The 18,820-nt window shown below is 70.8% G+C and carries 14 protein-coding genes; 11 read left to right on the forward strand and 3 right to left on the reverse strand.

Features of this window, described 5'->3' with window-relative positions; genetic code table 11:
• Positions 1-39: 39 nt before the first annotated feature.
• The 8 genes from OG257_RS31800 (at position 40) to OG257_RS31835 (ending at position 8,669) form a co-directional block, all read left to right on the forward strand.
• Complete coding sequence (locus tag OG257_RS31800) at positions 40-1,149, forward strand: quinone-dependent dihydroorotate dehydrogenase (RefSeq protein WP_329212950.1); 1,110 nt, start codon at positions 40-42, stop codon at positions 1,147-1,149.
• On the forward strand, positions 1,146-1,985 hold the full coding sequence (pyrF, locus tag OG257_RS31805) for an orotidine-5'-phosphate decarboxylase (protein ID WP_329212952.1): 840 nt from the start codon (positions 1,146-1,148) through the stop codon (positions 1,983-1,985). The genes OG257_RS31800 and pyrF overlap by 4 nt, the downstream gene beginning before the upstream one ends.
• 244 nt (positions 1,986-2,229) lie before the next feature.
• Complete coding sequence (locus tag OG257_RS31810; RefSeq protein WP_018524251.1) at positions 2,230-2,553, forward strand: integration host factor; 324 nt, start codon at positions 2,230-2,232, stop codon at positions 2,551-2,553.
• A gap of 38 nt (positions 2,554-2,591) precedes the next feature.
• Positions 2,592-3,209, forward strand: a complete 618-nt coding sequence (gene gmk / locus OG257_RS31815) for a guanylate kinase (RefSeq protein ID WP_329212954.1) — start codon at positions 2,592-2,594, stop codon at positions 3,207-3,209.
• 91 nt (positions 3,210-3,300) lie between these two features.
• Entirely contained in the window at positions 3,301-3,573 is a 273-nt protein-coding gene (gene rpoZ / locus OG257_RS31820; protein WP_003970369.1) for a DNA-directed RNA polymerase subunit omega, read from the forward strand.
• A gap of 180 nt (positions 3,574-3,753) precedes the next feature.
• Positions 3,754-4,956: a bifunctional phosphopantothenoylcysteine decarboxylase/phosphopantothenate--cysteine ligase CoaBC gene (coaBC, locus tag OG257_RS31825; protein ID WP_329212956.1), complete on the forward strand. Its 1,203-nt coding sequence runs from the start codon at positions 3,754-3,756 to the stop codon at positions 4,954-4,956.
• A gap of 241 nt (positions 4,957-5,197) precedes the next feature.
• On the forward strand, positions 5,198-6,406 hold the full coding sequence (metK, locus tag OG257_RS31830) for a methionine adenosyltransferase (protein ID WP_329212958.1): 1,209 nt from the start codon (positions 5,198-5,200) through the stop codon (positions 6,404-6,406).
• 118 nt (positions 6,407-6,524) lie between these two features.
• Positions 6,525-8,669, forward strand: a complete 2,145-nt coding sequence (locus OG257_RS31835; protein ID WP_329212960.1) for a primosomal protein N' — start codon at positions 6,525-6,527, stop codon at positions 8,667-8,669.
• A 69-nt stretch (positions 8,670-8,738) separates the two neighbouring features.
• On the opposite strand, the gene OG257_RS31840 is transcribed toward OG257_RS31835, so the two are convergent.
• Positions 8,739-9,278 carry a hypothetical protein gene (locus OG257_RS31840; protein ID WP_329212962.1) on the reverse strand — a complete coding sequence of 180 codons (540 nt, stop codon included), beginning with the start codon at positions 9,276-9,278 and terminating at the stop codon, positions 8,739-8,741.
• Positions 9,279-9,564: 286 nt separating this feature from the next.
• On the opposite strand from OG257_RS31840, the gene fmt reads away from it, so the two are divergent.
• From fmt to OG257_RS31855, 3 genes are all read left to right on the forward strand, one after another.
• Positions 9,565-10,497, forward strand: a complete 933-nt coding sequence (gene fmt, locus OG257_RS31845; protein WP_329212964.1) for a methionyl-tRNA formyltransferase — start codon at positions 9,565-9,567, stop codon at positions 10,495-10,497.
• A 127-nt stretch (positions 10,498-10,624) separates the two neighbouring features.
• On the forward strand, positions 10,625-12,058 hold the full coding sequence (locus OG257_RS31850) for an RsmB/NOP family class I SAM-dependent RNA methyltransferase (RefSeq protein ID WP_329212966.1): 1,434 nt from the start codon (positions 10,625-10,627) through the stop codon (positions 12,056-12,058).
• A 67-nt stretch (positions 12,059-12,125) separates the two neighbouring features.
• Positions 12,126-12,341, forward strand: coding sequence for a DUF6243 family protein (locus OG257_RS31855; protein WP_329212968.1), 216 nt, complete (start codon positions 12,126-12,128; stop codon positions 12,339-12,341).
• A gap of 97 nt (positions 12,342-12,438) precedes the next feature.
• On the opposite strand, the gene OG257_RS31860 is transcribed toward OG257_RS31855, so the two are convergent.
• Both OG257_RS31860 and OG257_RS31865 read right to left on the reverse strand, forming a co-directional pair.
• Positions 12,439-14,709, reverse strand: a complete 2,271-nt coding sequence (locus tag OG257_RS31860) for a glycosyltransferase (protein WP_329212970.1) — start codon at positions 14,707-14,709, stop codon at positions 12,439-12,441.
• Complete coding sequence (locus tag OG257_RS31865) at positions 14,706-18,791, reverse strand: NACHT domain-containing protein (protein WP_329212972.1); 4,086 nt, start codon at positions 18,789-18,791, stop codon at positions 14,706-14,708. The genes OG257_RS31860 and OG257_RS31865 overlap by 4 nt, the downstream gene beginning before the upstream one ends.
• Between the last annotated feature and the right edge of the window lie 29 nt (positions 18,792-18,820).

Raw genomic sequence — 18,820 nt, forward strand, 5'->3', positions numbered from 1 at the left:
CACCGGAAACGGTGTCCCCCTCTTCATGAGGACTGTGTGATGTACAAACTCTTCTTCCAGCTGGTCTTCAAGCGCATGGACCCGGAGCAGGCCCACTACCTGGCCTTCCGCTGGATCCGCCTCGCGGCCCGCGTCCCCGGCCTGCGGACCTTCGTCGCCGCCGCGCTCGCCCCCCGCTACGAGGAGCTGCGCACCGAGGCCCTCGGGCTGAGGATGCACGGCCCGTTCGGGCTCGCCGCCGGCTTCGACAAGAACGCGATCGCGATCGACGGGATGTCGATGCTCGGGTTCGACCACATCGAGATCGGCACGGTCACCGGCGAGCCGCAGTCGGGCAACCCGAAGAAGCGCCTCTTCCGGCTCGTCGCGGACCGCGCGCTGATCAACCGCATGGGCTTCAACAACGAGGGCTCCGCGGCCGTCGCCGAACGCCTGGCCGCCCGCAGGCCCGTCTTCCGTACGACGGTCGGCGTCAACATCGGCAAGACCAAGGTGGTCCCCGAGGCCGAGGCGGTGGGGGACTACGTCAAGTCCACCGAGCGGCTTGCCGCCCACGCCGACTACCTCGTCGTCAACGTCTCCTCGCCCAACACCCCGGGCCTGCGCAACCTCCAGGCCACCGAGGCGCTCCGGCCGCTGCTCGCGGCGGTGCGCGAGGCCGCCGACCGCACGGTCACGGACCGCCGGGTCCCGCTGCTCGTCAAGATCGCTCCCGACCTGGCCGACGACGACGTCGACGCGGTCGCGGACCTCGCCGTCGAGCTCGGTCTGGACGGCATCATCGCCACCAACACCACCATCGCCCGCGACAGTCTCGGACTGAAGTCCCCGGCGTCGCTGGTCAAGGAGACCGGCGGACTCTCCGGCGCACCCCTCAAGGAGCGCTCCCTGGAGGTCCTGAGCCGCCTGTACGCCCGTGTGGGGACCCGGATCACCCTCGTCGGCGTCGGGGGCGTCGAGAACGCCGAGGACGCCTGGCAGCGCATCCTCGCCGGTGCCACGCTCGTCCAGGGCTACAGCGCCTTCATCTACGAGGGCCCGTTCTACGCCCGTTCGATCCACAAGGGCCTGGCCGCACGCCTGGCCGCCTCCCCGTACGCCACCCTCGCCGAAGCCGTCGGCGCCTCGACACGGAAGGTCATGCAGTGACCCTCGAACCCTTCGGCGCCCGCCTGCGCCGCGCCATGGACACCCGCGGGCCGCTCTGCGTGGGCATCGACCCGCACGCCTCGCTCCTCACCTCCTGGGGCCTGAACGACGACATCGCGGGCCTGGAGCGCTTCACCCGTACGGTCGTCGAGGCGCTGGCCGACCGGGTCGCCGTGCTCAAGCCGCAGTCGGCGTTCTTCGAGCGCTTCGGCTCGCGCGGCATCGCGGTCCTGGAGAAGGCCGTCGAGGAGGCGCGCGCCGCCGGAGCCCTGGTGCTCATGGACGCCAAGCGCGGGGACATCGGCTCCACCATGGGCGCCTACGCGGCCACGTACCTCGACAAGGACTCGCCGCTGTTCTCCGACGCGGTCACCGTCTCGCCGTACCTCGGCTTCGGCTCGCTGCGCCCGGCGCTCGACGCGGCCGCGGTCTCCGGCTCGGGTGTCTTCGTCCTCGCCCTCACCTCCAACCCGGAGGGCGCCGAGGTCCAGCGCGCCACCGCCGCGGACGGCAGGCCGCTGGCCCAGCTGATGCTCGACCACATGGCCGCCGAGAACGAGGGCGCGGTTCCGCTCGGCTCGGTCGGGGCGGTCGTCGGTGCCACGCTCGGGGACGCGGGTGTGAATCTGGCGATCAACGGTCCGCTGCTCGCTCCCGGCATCGGCGCCCAGGGCGCCACTCCCGCGGATCTGCCCGGTGTGTTCGGCGCCTCGGTGGGCAATGTGGTGCCGAGCGTGAGCCGGGGCGTGCTGCGCCACGGACCGGACGCGTCAGGGCTGCGCGAAGCCGCCGGTCGGTTCGCGGACGAGGTCCGCGCAGCCGTCTCGGATGGCTGACCATGCCACGTAACAGCGCGTTGACGGAATCCTGAGCAGAAATCCGGGTTGTTATGACGGAAATGTCCCGGTCGGCTGAGGCTGACCAGGACTTTTCGTCTGTTCTCGCTGACTCAGGCGGCCGTGGCCGCTAGTCTCCGTCGAGAGCCAACGAGCACAGGTTGTTCGTAGCTCACCGGCTGTGGGGCTTTCACGTTCCTCACCGGTCCGTATCCGACAGATCGACATCCGAGGTGACGTAGGCGTGGCTCTTCCGCCCCTTACCCCTGAACAGCGCGCAGCCGCGCTCGAAAAGGCCGCCGCGGCTCGCCGGGAGCGGGCCGAGGTCAAGAATCGACTCAAGCATTCCGGCGCCTCCCTCCACGAGGTCATCAAGTCGGGACAGGAGAACGACGTCATCGGCAAGATGAAGGTCTCCGCCCTGCTGGAGTCCCTGCCGGGCGTGGGCAAGGTCCGCGCCAAGCAGATCATGGAGCGGCTCGGCATCTCCGAGAGCCGCCGGGTCCGGGGTCTTGGCTCCAACCAGATCGCATCTTTGGAGCGTGAGTTCGGCGGCAGCGCCGCCTGACGTTCTCAGGCACTCCTGAGAAGCGGGATAATCGCTCCATGGCTGCAACATCCCGGGGGAACTCCCCCGTACCCCCGGACGTACGTCCGCGGCTGACCGTGCTCTCCGGCCCCTCCGGGGTCGGTAAGAGCACGGTCGTCGCTCATATGCGCAAGGTTCACCCCGAGGTCTGGCTCTCGGTGTCGGCCACGACCCGCAAGCCGCGCCCCGGCGAACGCAACGGTGTCCACTACTTCTTCGTGGACACCGAGGAGTTCGACAAGCTGATCGCCAACGGCGAGCTGCTGGAGTGGGCGGAGTTCGCGGGCAACCGCTACGGCACCCCGCGCCGGGCCGTGCTGGAGCGCCTGGAAGCGGGCGAGCCGGTACTGCTGGAGATCGATCTGCAGGGCGCCCGGCTGGTCCGCCAGTCGATGCCCGACGCGCAGCTGGTCTTCCTGGCCCCGCCGAGCTGGGACGAGCTGGTGCGCCGGCTCACCGGCCGAGGGACCGAGGCGCCCGACGTGATCGAGCGCCGGCTCATGGCGGCGAAGGTCGAGCTGGCCGCCGAGGCGGAGTTCGATACGACACTTGTCAACACCTCGGTCGAGGACGTGGCACGTGAGCTGCTAACGTTGATGCTGCAGGCTTCCGGCCTCCGCGGCATCGACGACTGACCTCGTCGGCCCCGCTGACGCAGAGCATCACACTGCGGAACCAGCATGATCAAAGATCTCTTTGATCACTATCCCCTTCGGAAGGCAGAGAGTGTCCTCTTCCATCACCACGCCCGAGGGCATCATCAACCCGCCGATTGATGAGCTCCTCGAGGCCACCGACTCGAAGTACAGCCTTGTGATCTACGCGGCCAAGCGCGCGCGCCAGATCAACGCGTACTACTCGCAGCTCGGTGAAGGCCTCCTCGAGTACGTCGGTCCGCTCGTCGACACCCACGTGCACGAGAAGCCGCTCTCGATCGCGCTCCGCGAGATCAACGCGGGCCTGCTGACCTCCGAGGCCATCGAGGGCCCCGCGCAGTAAGCAGGAGACGCACCTTCACCACAGGCCCGGCGGTCACACCGCCGGGCCTGTGGTGTGTCCGGGGCCGGGCCCGCCGGGGGCCGTCCCACGCGGTGAGGCAGCATGGAGTGCGTACGTCCCCCGGCTGCAGGAAGCCGGGTGCGCATCGGTTGCGCGGAGAAACGAGTGCGGGGAGACGCAGTGGACAAGCCGAAGGTCGTCCTGGGGGTCAGCGGTGGCATCGCCGCCTACAAGGCGTGCGAGCTGCTGCGCCGGCTGACCGAGTCCGGCCATGACGTCAGGGTCGTGCCGACCGAGGCGTCGCTGAACTTCGTCGGGGCCGCCACCTGGTCGGCCCTCTCCGGCAACCCCGCGTCGACCGAGGTCTGGGACAGCGTGCACGAGGTGCCGCACGTCCGGATCGGGCAGGCGGCCGACCTCGTCGTGGTCGCACCCGCCACCGCCGACATGCTCGCCAAGGCCGCCCACGGGCTCGCCGACGACCTCCTCACCAACACGCTCCTCACCGCCCGCTGTCCGGTCGTCTTCGCACCGGCCATGCACACCGAGATGTGGGAGCACCCGGCCACCCAGGAGAACGTGGCCACACTGCGCCGCCGCGGCGCCGTCGTCATCGAGCCCGCCGTCGGCCGCCTCACCGGCGTCGACACGGGCAAGGGCCGGCTGCCGGACCCGGGGGAGATCTTCGAGGTCTGCCGCAGGGTCCTCACCCGCGGCCCGGCCGAACCCGACCTCGCGGGCCGGCACGTGGTCATCAGCGCCGGCGGCACCCGTGAGCCCCTCGATCCGGTCCGCTACCTGGGCAACCGCTCCTCCGGCAAGCAGGGCTACGCACTGGCGCGCACCGCTGTCGCCCGCGGCGCCCGGGTGACGCTGATCGAGGCGAACACCGGACTGCCCGACCCCGCGGGTGCCGACGTCCTGCGCGCCGGAACCGCCCTGCAACTGCGCGAGGCCGTGCTGAAGGCGGCGGCCGACGCCGATGTGGTGGTGATGGCCGCGGCGGTCGCCGACTTCCGTCCCGCGGACTACGCCGCGGGCAAGATCAAGAAGAAGGACGGCCAGGAGCCGGCGCCCCTCGTCCTCGTCCGCAATCCCGACATCCTCGCCGAGGTCTCCGCGGACCGCGCCCGCCCCGGCCAGGTCGTCGTCGGATTCGCCGCGGAGACCGACAACGTCCTCGCCAACGGCCGCGAGAAGCTGCGCCGCAAGGGCTGCGACCTGCTCGTCGTCAACGAGGTGGGGGAGCGCAAGACCTTCGGGTCCGAGGAGAACGAAGCGGTGGTGCTCGCGGCCGACGGGGGCGAGACCGCTGTGCCGTACGGGCCGAAAGAAGCACTCGCCGACACGGTCTGGGACCTGGTGGCGGCACGCTTCGGCTAGATTGCGTAGTTGCCGCTCCGGCGGGATGGAAGCTCAAGATTTTCGGTCATTTCTCACACCCGGAAGGAGTGATTGTCGTACTGCCGTCAACAGTGCCGCAGGTCACAGAGCTCCCAAGGGGCGAGACGCGTGGCCCATTCACCGGAAGCGACCGATAAACTGGTCGACGGAACGTGCCGGGCGCAGCTCCCGGTGGTCCATCAATGATCAGCCAGCAGCCGCTGCAACCCCAGGGAGCGATGTGTCCCGCCGTCTCTTCACCTCGGAGTCCGTTACCGAGGGCCACCCCGACAAGATCGCTGACCAGATCAGCGACACGATTCTCGATGCGCTCCTGCGCGAGGACCCTTCCTCGCGTGTCGCCGTCGAGACCTTGATCACCACTGGTCTGGTGCATGTCGCGGGTGAGGTCACGACCAAGGCCTACGCCGACATCCCCAACCTCGTGCGCAACAAGGTGCTGGAGATCGGCTACGACTCCTCCAAGAAGGGCTTCGACGGAGCCTCCTGCGGCGTGTCGGTGTCCATCGGCGCGCAGTCCCCGGACATCGCGCAGGGTGTCGACACGGCGTACGAGAAGCGCGTCGAGGGCGACGAGGACGAGCTCGACAAGCAGGGCGCCGGCGACCAGGGCCTCATGTTCGGCTACGCCTGCGACGAGACGCCCGAGCTGATGCCGCTCCCGATCCACCTGGCGCACCGGCTCTCCCGCCGGCTGTCCGAGGTCCGCAAGAACGGGACCATCCCGTACCTGCGTCCCGACGGCAAGACCCAGGTCACCATCGAGTACGACGGTGACAAGGCCGTCCGCCTCGACACGGTCGTCGTCTCCTCGCAGCACGCGTCGGACATCGACCTGGACTCGCTGCTCGCGCCCGACATCCGTGAGTTCGTCGTCGAGCACGTCCTGGCGCAGCTCATCGAGGACGGCATCAAGCTGGACACCGAGGGCTACCGGCTCCTGGTGAACCCGACCGGCCGCTTCGAGATCGGCGGTCCGATGGGTGACGCCGGTCTGACCGGCCGCAAGATCATCATCGACACCTACGGCGGCATGGCCCGCCACGGCGGCGGTGCCTTCTCCGGCAAGGACCCGTCGAAGGTCGACCGCTCGGCGGCGTACGCCATGCGCTGGGTCGCCAAGAACGTCGTCGCGGCCGGTCTCGCGGCCCGCTGCGAGGTCCAGGTCGCGTACGCGATCGGCAAGGCCGAGCCGGTGGGCCTGTTCGTCGAGACGTTCGGCACCGCCACCGTCGAGACGGAGAAGATCGAGCACGCGATCGGAGAGGTCTTCGACCTCCGCCCGGCCGCGATCATCCGCGACCTCGACCTGCTCCGCCCGATCTACGCCCAGACCGCCGCGTACGGCCACTTCGGCCGTGAGCTGCCCGACTTCACCTGGGAGCGCACCGACCGGGTGGACGCGCTGCGTACGGCGGCGGGGCTCTAGAGCCCGCCGCAGTCAGCCCGTACTCCGGGGCCCGGATGCCGTACACGGTGTCCGGGCCCCGGTGCGTGTGCTGCGGGAGCCGCAACCGGTGTCAGTGGCGTCTGGTAGGAATTTGGCTGTGAGCAGCGACAACGAGCGGTCCGACGAGCCCGAGGCCGGGGCACCGGAGCAGCTTGCGCTCATCCGGGAGACCGTGCGCAAGGCCAAGGTGCCGCGGGCCAAGCCCCGCACCTGGCGGGGTGCCACGCTCGCCGAGGAGCTGCCCGTCGCCCGGGTCCTGGTGAACAAGGGCGCACTCCACCTCGATCAGTATTTCGATTACGCCGTCCCGGAGGAGCTCGACGCCGAGGCACAGCCCGGTGTCAGGGTGCGGGTGCGGTTCGGGGCCGGGGGGCGCCAGGTCCGCGGCGGGCGGCGCGAGGGCGGTGGGCTGATCGACGGATTCCTGATCGAGCGCCGTGCCGAGTCGGACTACCAGGGCGCCCTGGCCGCGCTCGCCTACGTCGTCTCGCCCGAGCCGGTGCTCGGGCCCGAGCTGCTCGCGCTCTCGCGGGCCGTCGCCGACCGGTACGCGGGCAGCCTCGCCGATGTTCTGCAGCTCGCCGTGCCGCCCAGGAACGGCCGGGCGGAGTCCAAGGCGTCACCCGCGCCGCTGCCCCCGCCCCCGGCCCCGGAGCCCGGGACCTGGGAGCGGTACGCACAGGGGCCCGCGTTCCTCGGCGCACTGGCCGAGGGCGGCGCGCCCAGAGCCGTCTGGACCGCACTGCCCGGGCCGCACTGGCCCGAGGAGATCGCCAGGGCCGTCGCCGCCACGCTGGCCTCGGGACGGGGCGCACTCGTCGTCGTACCGGACGGGCGGACCGCGGGGCGGGTGGACGCCGCGCTCACCGAGGTGATGGGGGAGGGGCGCCACGCGCTGCTGACCGCCGACTCGGGGCCCGAGAAGCGCTACCGGGAGTGGCTCGCCGTCCGGCGCGGTTCGGTGCGCGCGGTGGTCGGGACCAGGGCCGCCATGTTCGCCCCGGTCGCCGATCTGGGCCTGGTGGCCGTCTGGGACGACGGGGACTCCAGCCACAGCGACGACAACGCCCCGTTCCCGCACGTCCGGGAAGTCCTGGAGCTCAGGGCGGCGCACGGCCGGTGCGCGTTCCTCCTGGGCGGGACGAACTGCACCGTCGAGGCCGCCCAGCTGGTCGAGAGCGGCTGGGCACTGCCGCTGCGCGCTGAGCGGGAGCAGCTGCGGATCGCGGCGCCCCTGGTGCGTACCGTCGGCGACGGTGAGCTCGCGAGGGACGGGGCGGCGCGTTCCGCCCGGCTGCCCAGCCTCGCCTGGCAGACGGTACGGGACGGGCTGCGCAGCGGCCCCGTGCTGATCCAGGTGCCGCGCCGGGGGTACGCACCCCGGCTGGCCTGCGAACGCTGCCGCGAACCCGCGCGGTGCGGGCACTGCGCGGGGCCGCTTGAAGCTCCGGACCAGCAGGACCTCAACTGCGCCTGGTGCGGACGCGCCGAGACGGCGTGGAGCTGTTCCGCCTGCGGCGGCGGGCGGCTGCGGGCGCAGATCGTCGGTGCCCGGCGGACCGCCGAGGAGCTGGGCCGGGCCTTTCCCGCCGTCCCGGTGCGTACGTCGGGCCGGGACCATGTGCTCGACTCCGTACCGGACCAGCCCGCCCTGGTGGTCAGCACACCCGGCGCCGAACCCGTGGCCGAGGGCGGCTACGCGGCCGCGCTGCTGCTGGACGGCTGGGCGATGGTGGGCCGGCCGGACCTGCGGGCCGGTGAGGAGGCGCTGCGGCGCTGGACGGCCGCCGCCTCACTGGTGCGGGGGCAGCCGGAGGGGGGCACGGTGGTGATCGTGGCCGAGCCGACCCTGCGGCCCGTCCAGGCACTGGTGCGCTGGGACCCCGTCGGCCATGCCCGCCGCGAGCTCGCGGAGCGGGCCGAGCTCGGATTTCCGCCCGTGTCCCGGATGGCTTCGGTGACCGGGCCGCCGGAGGCGATCGCCGCCTACCTGGCCGCCGTGGAACTGCCGTCGGAGGCAGAGGTCCTTGGACCGGTACCGCTGCCGGGGGCCGTCCCGGGCAGGCCCCGCAGGCAGGGGGACGCGCCGCCGGGCGAGACCTGGGAGCGGGCGCTGGTCAGGGTGCCGCCGGGGCGCGGGGCGGCGCTCGCGGCCGCCCTGAAGGCGGCTCAGGCAGCGCGGACGGCCCGGGGGACCGGAGATCCGGTACGGATCAGGATCGACCCGCCGGACATCGGCTGACGAGGCCGTACAGGCCCCGCCGCCATGGCCGCCTCCCTCGCCGTGCGGACGCGGTGAGGTGCGCTCCGGTCAGCCGTTGCGGGGGCCGGGGAAGGCGCCGGGGCGCAGCTCCTCGCGCGGCGCGGGGCGGTCCGCCGACGGCTGCGGCGGCATGGAACGGGCCGCGGGCACCGCGGGCAGCGCGGGGGAGGAACCGGGCGGCGCGGGCAGCGGACGGGGCGCGGACTCGGGGGCGACCTCGGCGGCACCCGGCTGCGGGGTGTTGCGCCGGGCACCGTAACGGCGGTGCACCGCCTGCTTGGTGACCCCGAGAGCCGAGCCCACCGCGTCCCACGAGAAGCCGAGCGAGCGGTCGAAGTCCACCGCCGCCGTGACCAGCGTCTCGACGCTGTCCCGCAGTTCCTGAGCCAGTCGGACGGTGGGCGCCGGGGCCCTGCCGTAGACGACGAAGCCCGCGGACGGGCCGGAGCGGCGCGGACGGTAGACATTGCCCAGCTGCGCAGTGAGGGTGCGCAGCGCGTCCACCTGCCGCCGGACCCGCTCGATGTCCCGCACCAGCAGGTGCAGACTGGCACGCGCCTGGGCGTCGTGGGTTGCGTGGTCGGCCATGAACAAGCCTCTCGAACCGGCGTTGAAAGGGATCGGACCGCATCGCGGCGGCCCACTTCGGTCAATCTCTCTTGACCAACGCCTCACCCGGCCATGTGGTCACGCAACAGGGGCGTATGCGCATATGCGCGGGGCGCACGGGCGTGCGTACGCCCCCCGCACGGCCGGGTCCGGGGGGCGTCCCGTCGTCCCGGGTGTGCGCCCGCGGGGGACAACGGGAAAGCCCCTAGACTGGTGTGCTGCTCGCCACACCGTACGTTTCGGCCCGAGAGGCAGTCCGCCACCCATGAAGCTCGTCTTCGCAGGCACCCCCGAGGTTGCTGTCCCCGCCCTGGACGCCCTGATCGCCTCCGGCCGCCATGAGGTGGCCGCCGTCGTCACCCGTCCCGACGCACCGGCCGGGCGAGGCCGCCGGCTCGTCGCCAGCCCGGTGGCCGAGCGCGCCGAGGAGGCGGGGATCGAGGTGCTCAAGCCGGTGCGCCCGCGCGACGAGGCCTTCCTGGCACGGCTGCGGGAGATCGCCCCCGACTGCTGCCCCGTGGTGGCGTACGGTGCGCTGCTGCCCAGGACGGCCCTCGACGTCCCCGCCCGTGGCTGGGTCAATCTGCACTTCTCGCTGCTGCCCGCCTGGCGCGGCGCCGCACCGGTGCAGCACGCGGTGATGGCCGGGGACGAGGTGACCGGCGCGTCGACCTTCCTGATCGAGGAGGGCCTGGACTCCGGACCGGTGTACGGCGTTCTGACCGAGGAGGTACGGCCCACGGACACCAGCGGTGACCTGCTCACCCGGCTGGCCTTCGCCGGCGCCGGGCTGCTCGCCGCGACCATGGACGGCATCGAGGACGGCACCCTGCACGCCGTACCGCAGCCCGCCGAAGGAATCACGCTCGCGCCCAAGATCACCGTCGAGGACGCCCAGGTGCAGTGGTCCGCACCCGCGCTGCGGGTCGACCGCATCGTGCGCGGCTGCACCCCCGCCCCCGGCGCGTGGACCCTCTTCCGGGGCGAGCGCCTCAAGCTGGTCCAGGCCGCGCCCGTCCTGGACCGCGCCGACCTGGCGCCGGGCGAGCTGTCCGCGGGCAAGAACAACGTGTACGTGGGCACCGGGTCGCACGCCGTGGAGCTCCTCTGGGTCCAGCCCCAGGGCAAGAAGCCGATGAAGGCCGCCGACTGGGCGCGCGGTGTCCGCATCGTCCCGGGCGAGCTCCTGGGACTCTGACGCCGGGCAGGCGCCCGCGCCTCCGGGGCCCACATCGCCGCCCGTACCGCCGCCCGCGCCGCCGGTCCGGGCGGCGACGTACGCTGGGTGGGTTCGCCACTCTCACCATCAGCGGAGCACCTTTCACGTGAACGACCAGCAGCGTCGCCGTCCCGCCAAGCCGCATCGCCGCCCGCAGAAGGACCCTGTCCGGTTCCTCGCCTTCGAAGCGCTCAGGGCCGTCGACGAACGCGACGCGTACGCCAACCTCGTCCTGCCCCCGCTGCTGAAGAAGGCACGCGCCAAGGGCGACTTCGACGGCCGTGACGCGGCGCTCGCGACCGAGCTGGTCTACGGGACCCTGCGCCGCCAGGGCACGTACGACGCGATCGTCGCCGCCTGCATCGACCGGCCGCTGCGCGAGGTCGACCCGCCCGTGCTGGACGTGCTCAACATGGGCGTGCACCAGCTGCTCGGCACCCGCATCCCGACCCACGCGGCCGTCTCCGCCAGCGTGGAGCTGGCCCGCGTCGTGCTGGGTGAAGGGCGGGCCAAGTTCGTCAACGCCGTGCTGCGCAAGGTCTCGGCGCACGATCTCGACACCTGGGTGGAGCGCGTCGCGCCATCGTACGAGGACGATGCCGAGCAGCACCTCTCGGTCGTCCACTCCCATCCGCGGTGGATCGTCTCCGCGCTGTGGGACGCCCTGGGCGGTGGCCGCGCCGGGATCGAGGACCTCCTCGAAGCCGACAACGAACGCCCCGAGGTGACTCTCGTGGCCCGCCCCGGCCGCTCCACCACCGACGAGCTGCTGGCTGCCCTGGGTGAGGAGAGCGGACTGCCGGGCCGCTGGTCCCCCTACGCCGTGCGGATGGCCGAGGGCGGCGAGCCCGGTGCCCTGACCGCGGTGCAGGACGGCAGCGCGGGTGTGCAGGACGAGGGCAGCCAGCTCGTCGCCACCGCCCTCGCCAACGCGCCCGTGGAGGGCAGCGACACACGGTGGCTCGACGGCTGCGCCGGACCCGGTGGCAAGGCGGCCCTGCTGGCCGCGCTCGCCGCCGGACGCGGAGCGGCGCTGCTCGCCGCCGAGAAGCAGCCGCACCGCGCCCGGCTCGTCGAGCGGGCACTGGCCGGCAACCCGGGCCCCTACCAGGTGGTCACCGCGGACGGCACCCGGCCGCCCTGGCAGCCGGGCACCTTCGACCGGATCCTGATGGACGTACCGTGCTCGGGCCTCGGGGCGCTGCGCCGTCGCCCGGAATCCCGGTGGCGTCGCCGGGCGAAGGACCTGGAGAGCTTCGCACCGCTCCAACGGGGCCTGCTGCGCGAGGCGTTGAAGGCAGTCCGGATCGGCGGGGTCGTCGGCTACGCGACCTGCTCGCCGCATCTGGCCGAGACCCGCGTCGTCGTCGAGGACGTGCTCAAGGGACGCGGCGGAGCGCCGGTCGAGGCGGAGTGGGTGGATGCCCGCCCCCTGATGCCTGGAGTGCCGGCGCTGGGCGACGGTCCCGACGTCCAGCTGTGGCCGCATCTGCACGGCACCGACGCGATGTATCTGGCGCTGCTGCGGCGTACGGGCTGACCCCGGGCCGCAATCCCGCCCCACCGATGAATCCGTACATCACTTCACATCATTACCGGGAGAACCCATGACCGTCAGCAAGAACATCAACAACCCCGTGGGCATGGGCGGCGGCCAGCGCAAGAGGCTGTCCCGCGCCGAACGGCAGAACAACGGTCCGCACCGCAACCTCGACCGCCAGGGTGCCGCCGACCAGAAGGCGGAGCTGGTGCGCAAGATGCGTGAGAAGGCAGCCGCGGCCGAGGGCGCCGGGCGGGCGGACGACGACACCGCACAGAGCTGACGTACCGCCGCCGCAGGGCGGTACCGCGACGCGCGGTCCGCGCCCTGCTGCGGTAACGCGGGGCCTGTGCACCCTGAGCCCCGAGAGAGCGGTGGCGTCAGAGTCCCATGGCGGTCAGCAGCTCTTCCACCGACCGCGACCACGGCCTTTTCTCCGCCAGCTCGACGCGCAGCGCCTCGGCGGCGATGAACTTCTGCTCGCTCTCGGTCAGCATGCCGTCGATCAGTCGGGCCCACGTCTCGATGTCGGCTGCGCTCCCGCCCGACATCGGGACCACCCAGGAGGCGGCACGCTCGTTGCCGAGTTCCTCCCGCAGAAGTTCGCCGAGCCCGCTCGTCTCGCTCACCAGGACGGGTGTGCCCTCAACGATCGCCTCCTGCCCCACAAGCCCGAAACCCTCGGCACGGGACGGCATGATGAGGAGGCTGGCCCGGATGAGGTCGTCCTGAAGATGCTCGGCCTCCGTGGTGTACGGCCGCGGCACGATACGCAGTCTGGGATCGCCCGCCCAGTCGATCAGCTGTTGTGTCTGCTCGGCCGACTGCTCCTCGGGGACGCCGCGGACCACGAGTTCGATCGCCCGCTTCTTCGCTTCCCGGCGCCAGCCCGCGACTCGGCCGCAGGCAGCGGCTGCCAGGTCCAGGCCCTTGAGGTGCCAGTCCTCGGTGCGCCCGATGAGCAGGACGGTGAGCGGTGTTCCGTCCGGCACCTTGCGCGCCCTGGTGTCGGTGAGGTCGAAGCCCGGATCGAAACGCAGAGGATCCGTGTCGTCGCGCCGGGAGAGGTGGCCGAGGAACAAGCCGTGCAACCGTGGGCCCACCGCGACCAGCCGGTCCGCGTCACGGCCGAGGCTGACCTCGATCCGCTTCCGGCTGTCGGCGGTCCCCATGGCGTCGTCTCGCCGGTCGAGCTTGTGCCATTCGGTCTCGTCCGGGTCCATGTGTACGAAGTGAAGTGTCTTCGGCTTTGCTTTCTGGAAGTGCTCCGCCTGTACCTGGGCGGCGGGACCCGTGATCCGGCCATGCCCGATCACCAGCTCGGGAACCACGTTCCCGGGGAGTTGGAGCGGTCGCATCAGACTGGCCATCTCGTCGGCCCCGGCGACGGGTCGGCATGGCAGCAGTGTGACTCCGGCGTCTTTCGCCGCGGCCACCTCGGCATCGGTGGCGTTCAGCACCAGACACAGGACACGCACCCGCAGACGGGCGAGCGCCCGGCAGAACTCGCGGTTGAAGGTGCTCAGGCCGCCGTGCCCGGACGCCCATTCGGTGGCGACGACCAGAGCCGTGCACCGATACCGGTCGTGAGGCTTCGACCGGGACACCGTCGTACCGGAGAGCGCGGTACGCAGATAGGCTGCGAACTCGTCGGAGAACAACCGGACAGTCTCCGGCCCGCGCAGGAGCACACCCTTGTTGACAAGGGTCTGCTCATCCAGGGCCGGCAGCTCGGACACGGGCCCACCCGAGGCAACGGTGTGCAGCAACGGCGTGCCGCGCCCGGACAGATCGAGGTCTATCTCCTCGATGAGCCGGTCGAAGTACGCGTGAAAGGCCCCTGCCTCCAGCTCCAGGGCCTTGAGTACATCGAGCGAGCCCGTCCTGTGGAACTCGTCCACCATGCGCCTGCACACAATCCCCAGCAGATAGGCATGGCGTCCGCACCGGGCCAGGAGTTCGGACTCCACGGGGCGGAGGTCGACTCCGGCCTTTCCGGCCATGCCCAGCAGCGACGTAGCTTCTTCCGGTTCCAGGAGGCCGACGTGACACCGGAGGGACATGACTCCGTCGAGCCGCGATCCCCCGGCCGCGTCCGCCTCGATCTCGAAGACCGAACGCCGGGAGATCGTTACGACCCCTATCGAGTACTTGCGTTCGCTGACCAGAGATCGCAACAGTTGGTAGGCGGACAGGTCGACCAGCACCCAGGGGGCGCGGTCGAATTCGTCCAGGACCAGCAGAACATGCAGGTCGCGCTGAGCAACCATCTCGAAGTAGCTGGTGACCGCGTTCCTCAGGTCGTACCAACCCCGCGCGCTCTGCGCCGTGGCGTTCAGTCGGTTCAGTTCCCCATCGCCGGGAAACCGGGTTGTGACCTCGCTCGTCAACGTGCGGAACAGCCCGAATACCGAGTCGAGCTCGACCACGGAGACGCGGACGACGGCCAAGTCGGCCCGGTTCACCCGGCGCAGCGCCTGCTCGACCACACTGGTCTTGCCGAACAGGAGCTGGCCGACGACGCTGAGGTTCCGCGGCCGTCCGGGCGACCGCCACACCGACTCGATCTCCGCGACCAGGTCCGGTCGGTCGATGAAACCTGGTGCGGCCGGGCCGCCGCCCGCGTCCTGGTACGGATTCGTCCCGTTCACAGGCGTCCTTCCGGGGCTGCGAAGTACCGCCGCAGCCACTCCTCGTACAGGCCTACGACGAACTGATACCCGTCGCCCACTCGGCGGACGACCTCGCGCGAGACCAGATGGTCCAGGAGTTCGACGGGGAGAGGGCCCTCGTGGCACCGGAGGATCGCCTTGTGCACTGCGGGCTTGTCACGACAGGCCCAGGACACCGCGACAAGGGCTGCGCGCAGTTCGGCCGCGTTCCACCGCGGATCGCCGGCGTCGGGGGACTCGAGACCGTCGAAGTCCCCGGCCCGCAGCGTGTCGAGGAGCTGCCCCGTGACCTCTCGGACGTCGGCATCCGTGATCATGTCGGCCCGCTCCTTGTTCATGTGCTCGACCAGTGCGTAGCAGATCTTCTGGATGTAGAAGGGGTTTCCGCCGGTGAGCCGGATGATCTCCTCGACAGCGCGCTCGTGATAGCGGCTGACTGGCCCCGACGGGGTTCCGAGCTGGACGGGCTGCTGGATGAGCGCGCGAGCATCGGCCTCGGCGAGACAGGTGACGCGTTCGAGGCCGAAGACGCCGAAGGCGTTCGGGTCCTCCTCGACCAGCCGCTCCAGATGGACCTGCCCGACCAGCACGAGATGGAACAGGCTGCGTTCGACGATGGCCTTGAACGTCCGTAGGAACGACGGATGCACCAACTCGTCACGGATCCACTGGTCCATGTACTGGAACTCGTCGATGAACACGACCCAGGGCGGACTGCCGGGCCGCGCGGCCCGGTACCGGGTGAACAGGCTGTTGCAGTCCAGCACCGGGTCGGGACTCTCGATCAGCGACTTGCGGTCGAAGCCGACGGGAAGCAGTCTGGGCCCTTCCGTGATCGTCGCGTCGGCCCCTTCCAGGATCCGCCACAGCAATGTGCCGAGCAGTGTCGACTGATCCTCGTCGGTCTTCCGCTGCGGAGTCAGTTCACCGAGGTTCCCCACATCCACGACGGGGAGACCGTCGAACGTGCCGAGCCGTCGCATCAGCTCCAGGCCGATGGAGGACTTGCCGGTGCGCTTCTGGCCGAAGAGCGCTATGCCCGCTCCCGGGGCCGACGCCGCGCCTAGTGCGGCGCGCACCTTTTCGATCAGCTCTTCCCGTCCGAAGAGCATGGCGGGGTCGTGCACCGGCCGGCCCATACCGCCTTCCGTGAAGGGATTGGGATCGACCGCTACGTACTCCCTGGCCAGGGCGACCCTCAGACGTTCCGTGCACGTGGAGTCCTGCGAGCTGTGACGGGGCCGGTAGGTGAGGGTCACCTCCGTCTCGATCTCGGCGGTGTCCTGGGCGATCCGAGTGGGAACCAACCTCAGCAGGAGGGTCGTGGCCGTGCCGCCGCGCACAGGCGACGGCACCTCGATCCGCCCGGTTCCCTGGGCACCGGGCGGAGCCGGGTCACCCGTGGTGAGCGAGGCGGCTTCGATGGGGGCGCTCCGCTCTCCATCGTTCGCCACCTCGACCGGCACGGTTACCACCCCGTTCCGTAAGCGTGCGAAGGGCAGGGCCGCGCTGAGCCTGGGCCGTGGCGGGTGCTCCCGTACAAGACGGCGTCTCTCGCTGCGAACGAGGTCCTCGATCCGGGCTGCTGCAGGCTCGGAGAGTTCGACGGACAGGCCCGTCGGAGCACTGCGGACGGCAGCGCGCATTGCCTTTGCGTGGCGCGCAGCCGCGCGCAGGGCGGCGTCCCGTTCGCCGAACTGCGACCGCCGCAGGGAGTGGTCGAGTCGGTCGAGCGCTCTGGCCAGCCCCTCCAGTTCGTGCATCGGGGGCGGTTCCTCCCTCAGACGGTCGGCCACCAGTTCCCGGGCGTGCAGAAGTTCGTCCTTTCCGAGAACCAGATGGGCCAGGTCGCAGAACTGGTGGACGAGTTCCCGACGGGCGCGGCGCCACCTCTCCACCGCCGCGTCCCAGCCAGCGGTCGTTGTCGCACCGGCCCGGTCCGTACCGAGACCGTCCGCGATCCGACGGGCCAGTTCCTCGTCCGCGCGCAAGGCGCCGACAACCAGCTGTGCGGCCTTCCGGTGTGCGGCCACCAGGGGAATCATGAGTTCGCATGCCGTGCCCCCCGCCGCCCGGCAGGAGGCGCGCAGCGCCCGGAAGCACTCCTCCTCGTCCTCAGGGTCCGCCACATGACCGAGGTAGGCGAGACAGGCCAGGCGCACGTCGGCGGCACGCGGCTCGTCGGGGTCGAGCTGGCGCAGTGCGGAGAGGCACAGATCCCGGGAGGAAGCGGGACTCTGGTCGCGCAGGGCATACGACAGGGCGATCAGCCCCTTGAAACGGTAGCCCCTCGCTTCGTCGTAGTCGGCGAGTTCGCCGGCAAGCACGGCAGCCGACAGGAACGCGGAGGCGTCGGACTCGGACCATTCGTGGGACGGGCGCAGGTTCCTCCGTGCCGGCAGCCCTTCGACGTCCTCATGGCTGACCGGCCGGTGTTCGTCGTGGGCGCGCAGCAGCAGCTCGGCCGCAGGAGCCGAGTACGCCTTCTCCACGAATTCGGTCAGCGCGTCCGCCGTCGCCCCGGCGGTTGGCTGCGAGCTGCGCACCCTGGCCAGCACCGAACGCAGTCCCGGCTCGATCTGCGGGCTGACCTCCGCGCAGGCGACTGCCAGGGCCAAGGCGTGCCGCGTGCCGCGCGCGAGGCATGCCTCGATGAAGGGGCTGGCATCGGACGAGGAGGCCCACGTGAGGATGACGTCGCGCCACCGTTGGCTTTCCATGTGCTCGACGAGCAGCCGGAAGGATCCCTGGGCGGCAATCTGCTGTGCGGCGAGGAAGTCCTGGAACGCGCGATGAACGAAGGCGTACGCCTGTCCGTCGTGCCGTACGAGGATGCCGTCCTCGACCATTACTTCCAGGAACCGTTTGGCGTCCATGGCGCCGGATCGGCGCAGGGCCTTCTCGATCATCCGCGAGCACTCCGCCTCGGATGCGTACTCCGTTCCCCGTTGCAGCATGGCCAGGGCCAGCACCCGGACGACTCGTTCCTTTCGAGACGGCGACAGATCGGGAAAGTCCTCGGTCGGCGGACGGTGCCGTGACAGCGCCTGTTTGAGGACCTCCCCGTACAGGGCGGTGCGGTTGCCGGGCAGTTGACCGGTGAGGCGGAAGCTGCTCATCAGGTGGGAGAGCAGCATGGGGTTCGATGCCAGTTCGAAGAGGTCCGAGCGATCCCGCAGTCTGTCCAGCAGCACCGAGGTGCCGGGATCCGCACCTCGCCTCGCAGGGTGCCGGAGAGATGCGTGGTTGTTGCTCAGCCATCGCTTCACGAACTGGGCGACCTGTTGGTCCGTGAGTGGTTGCAGAGTCAGTGTCCGGGCGGCGGGGAGGGACTGCCGAGCTTCCGGCAACGGGCGGGAGGTGATCAGGAAGTCATTGCGCGGATAGCGTTGTGTCTGTGCCTCGATCCAGGCGGACACAGCTCTCTGTCGGTCAGGGTCCGGGACCTCATCGAGGCCGTCGAGGAGGACAAGGCAACGGCCCTTTTTGAGTCTGCGCTCGAACCACCCGGCCCGGCCCCTGCTCCGGAGATCGCCGAGAGAGGAATGGGCGACGTCGGCCAGGGACGGCTCAGGCGCTTCGGCGACGTCGGTTGCCAGGGCTCCCAGGCGCAACAGGATCGGCATGCGCCTCGGTGACTTGAGCCGGCCTTCCGCCGCGGCCAGGGCCGTCTGCCTGAGCAGGGTCGTCTTCCCGGCGCCCGGAGCACCGATGAGGAGCAGGACGACCGGCTTGGAGCCCCGCAGGTAGCGGGTGACCGGATGCCGCCCCGCCAGCCCGTCCTCGATCAGATCGACATCGGCGAACGTGTCGCCCGGCAGGGAGACAGCAGGTCCGAACACATGCGCCCCGGTGGGACCTCCGGAACCTGAGGGGGTGGAGAGTTCCATGACGTACCGCAGGTACCGAGACAGAAAGCCGCTGTGGCGGTAGGACGACAGCCACACCGTGATGCCCGCAGCGAGCACTCCGGCGAGCATGAAGGGCAGCAGGTAGGAGTCGGTCCTGTTGAAGAGCACGGAAATGATCGAAATGGCGGCGGAGATGATTGCCGCGCCCAATGGTGCACCTTCCCAGCGCTGCCTGGGCC

The sequence above is a fragment of the Streptomyces sp. NBC_00683 genome (assembly GCF_036226745.1).
Classification (GTDB): Bacteria; Actinomycetota; Actinomycetes; order Streptomycetales; family Streptomycetaceae; genus Streptomyces.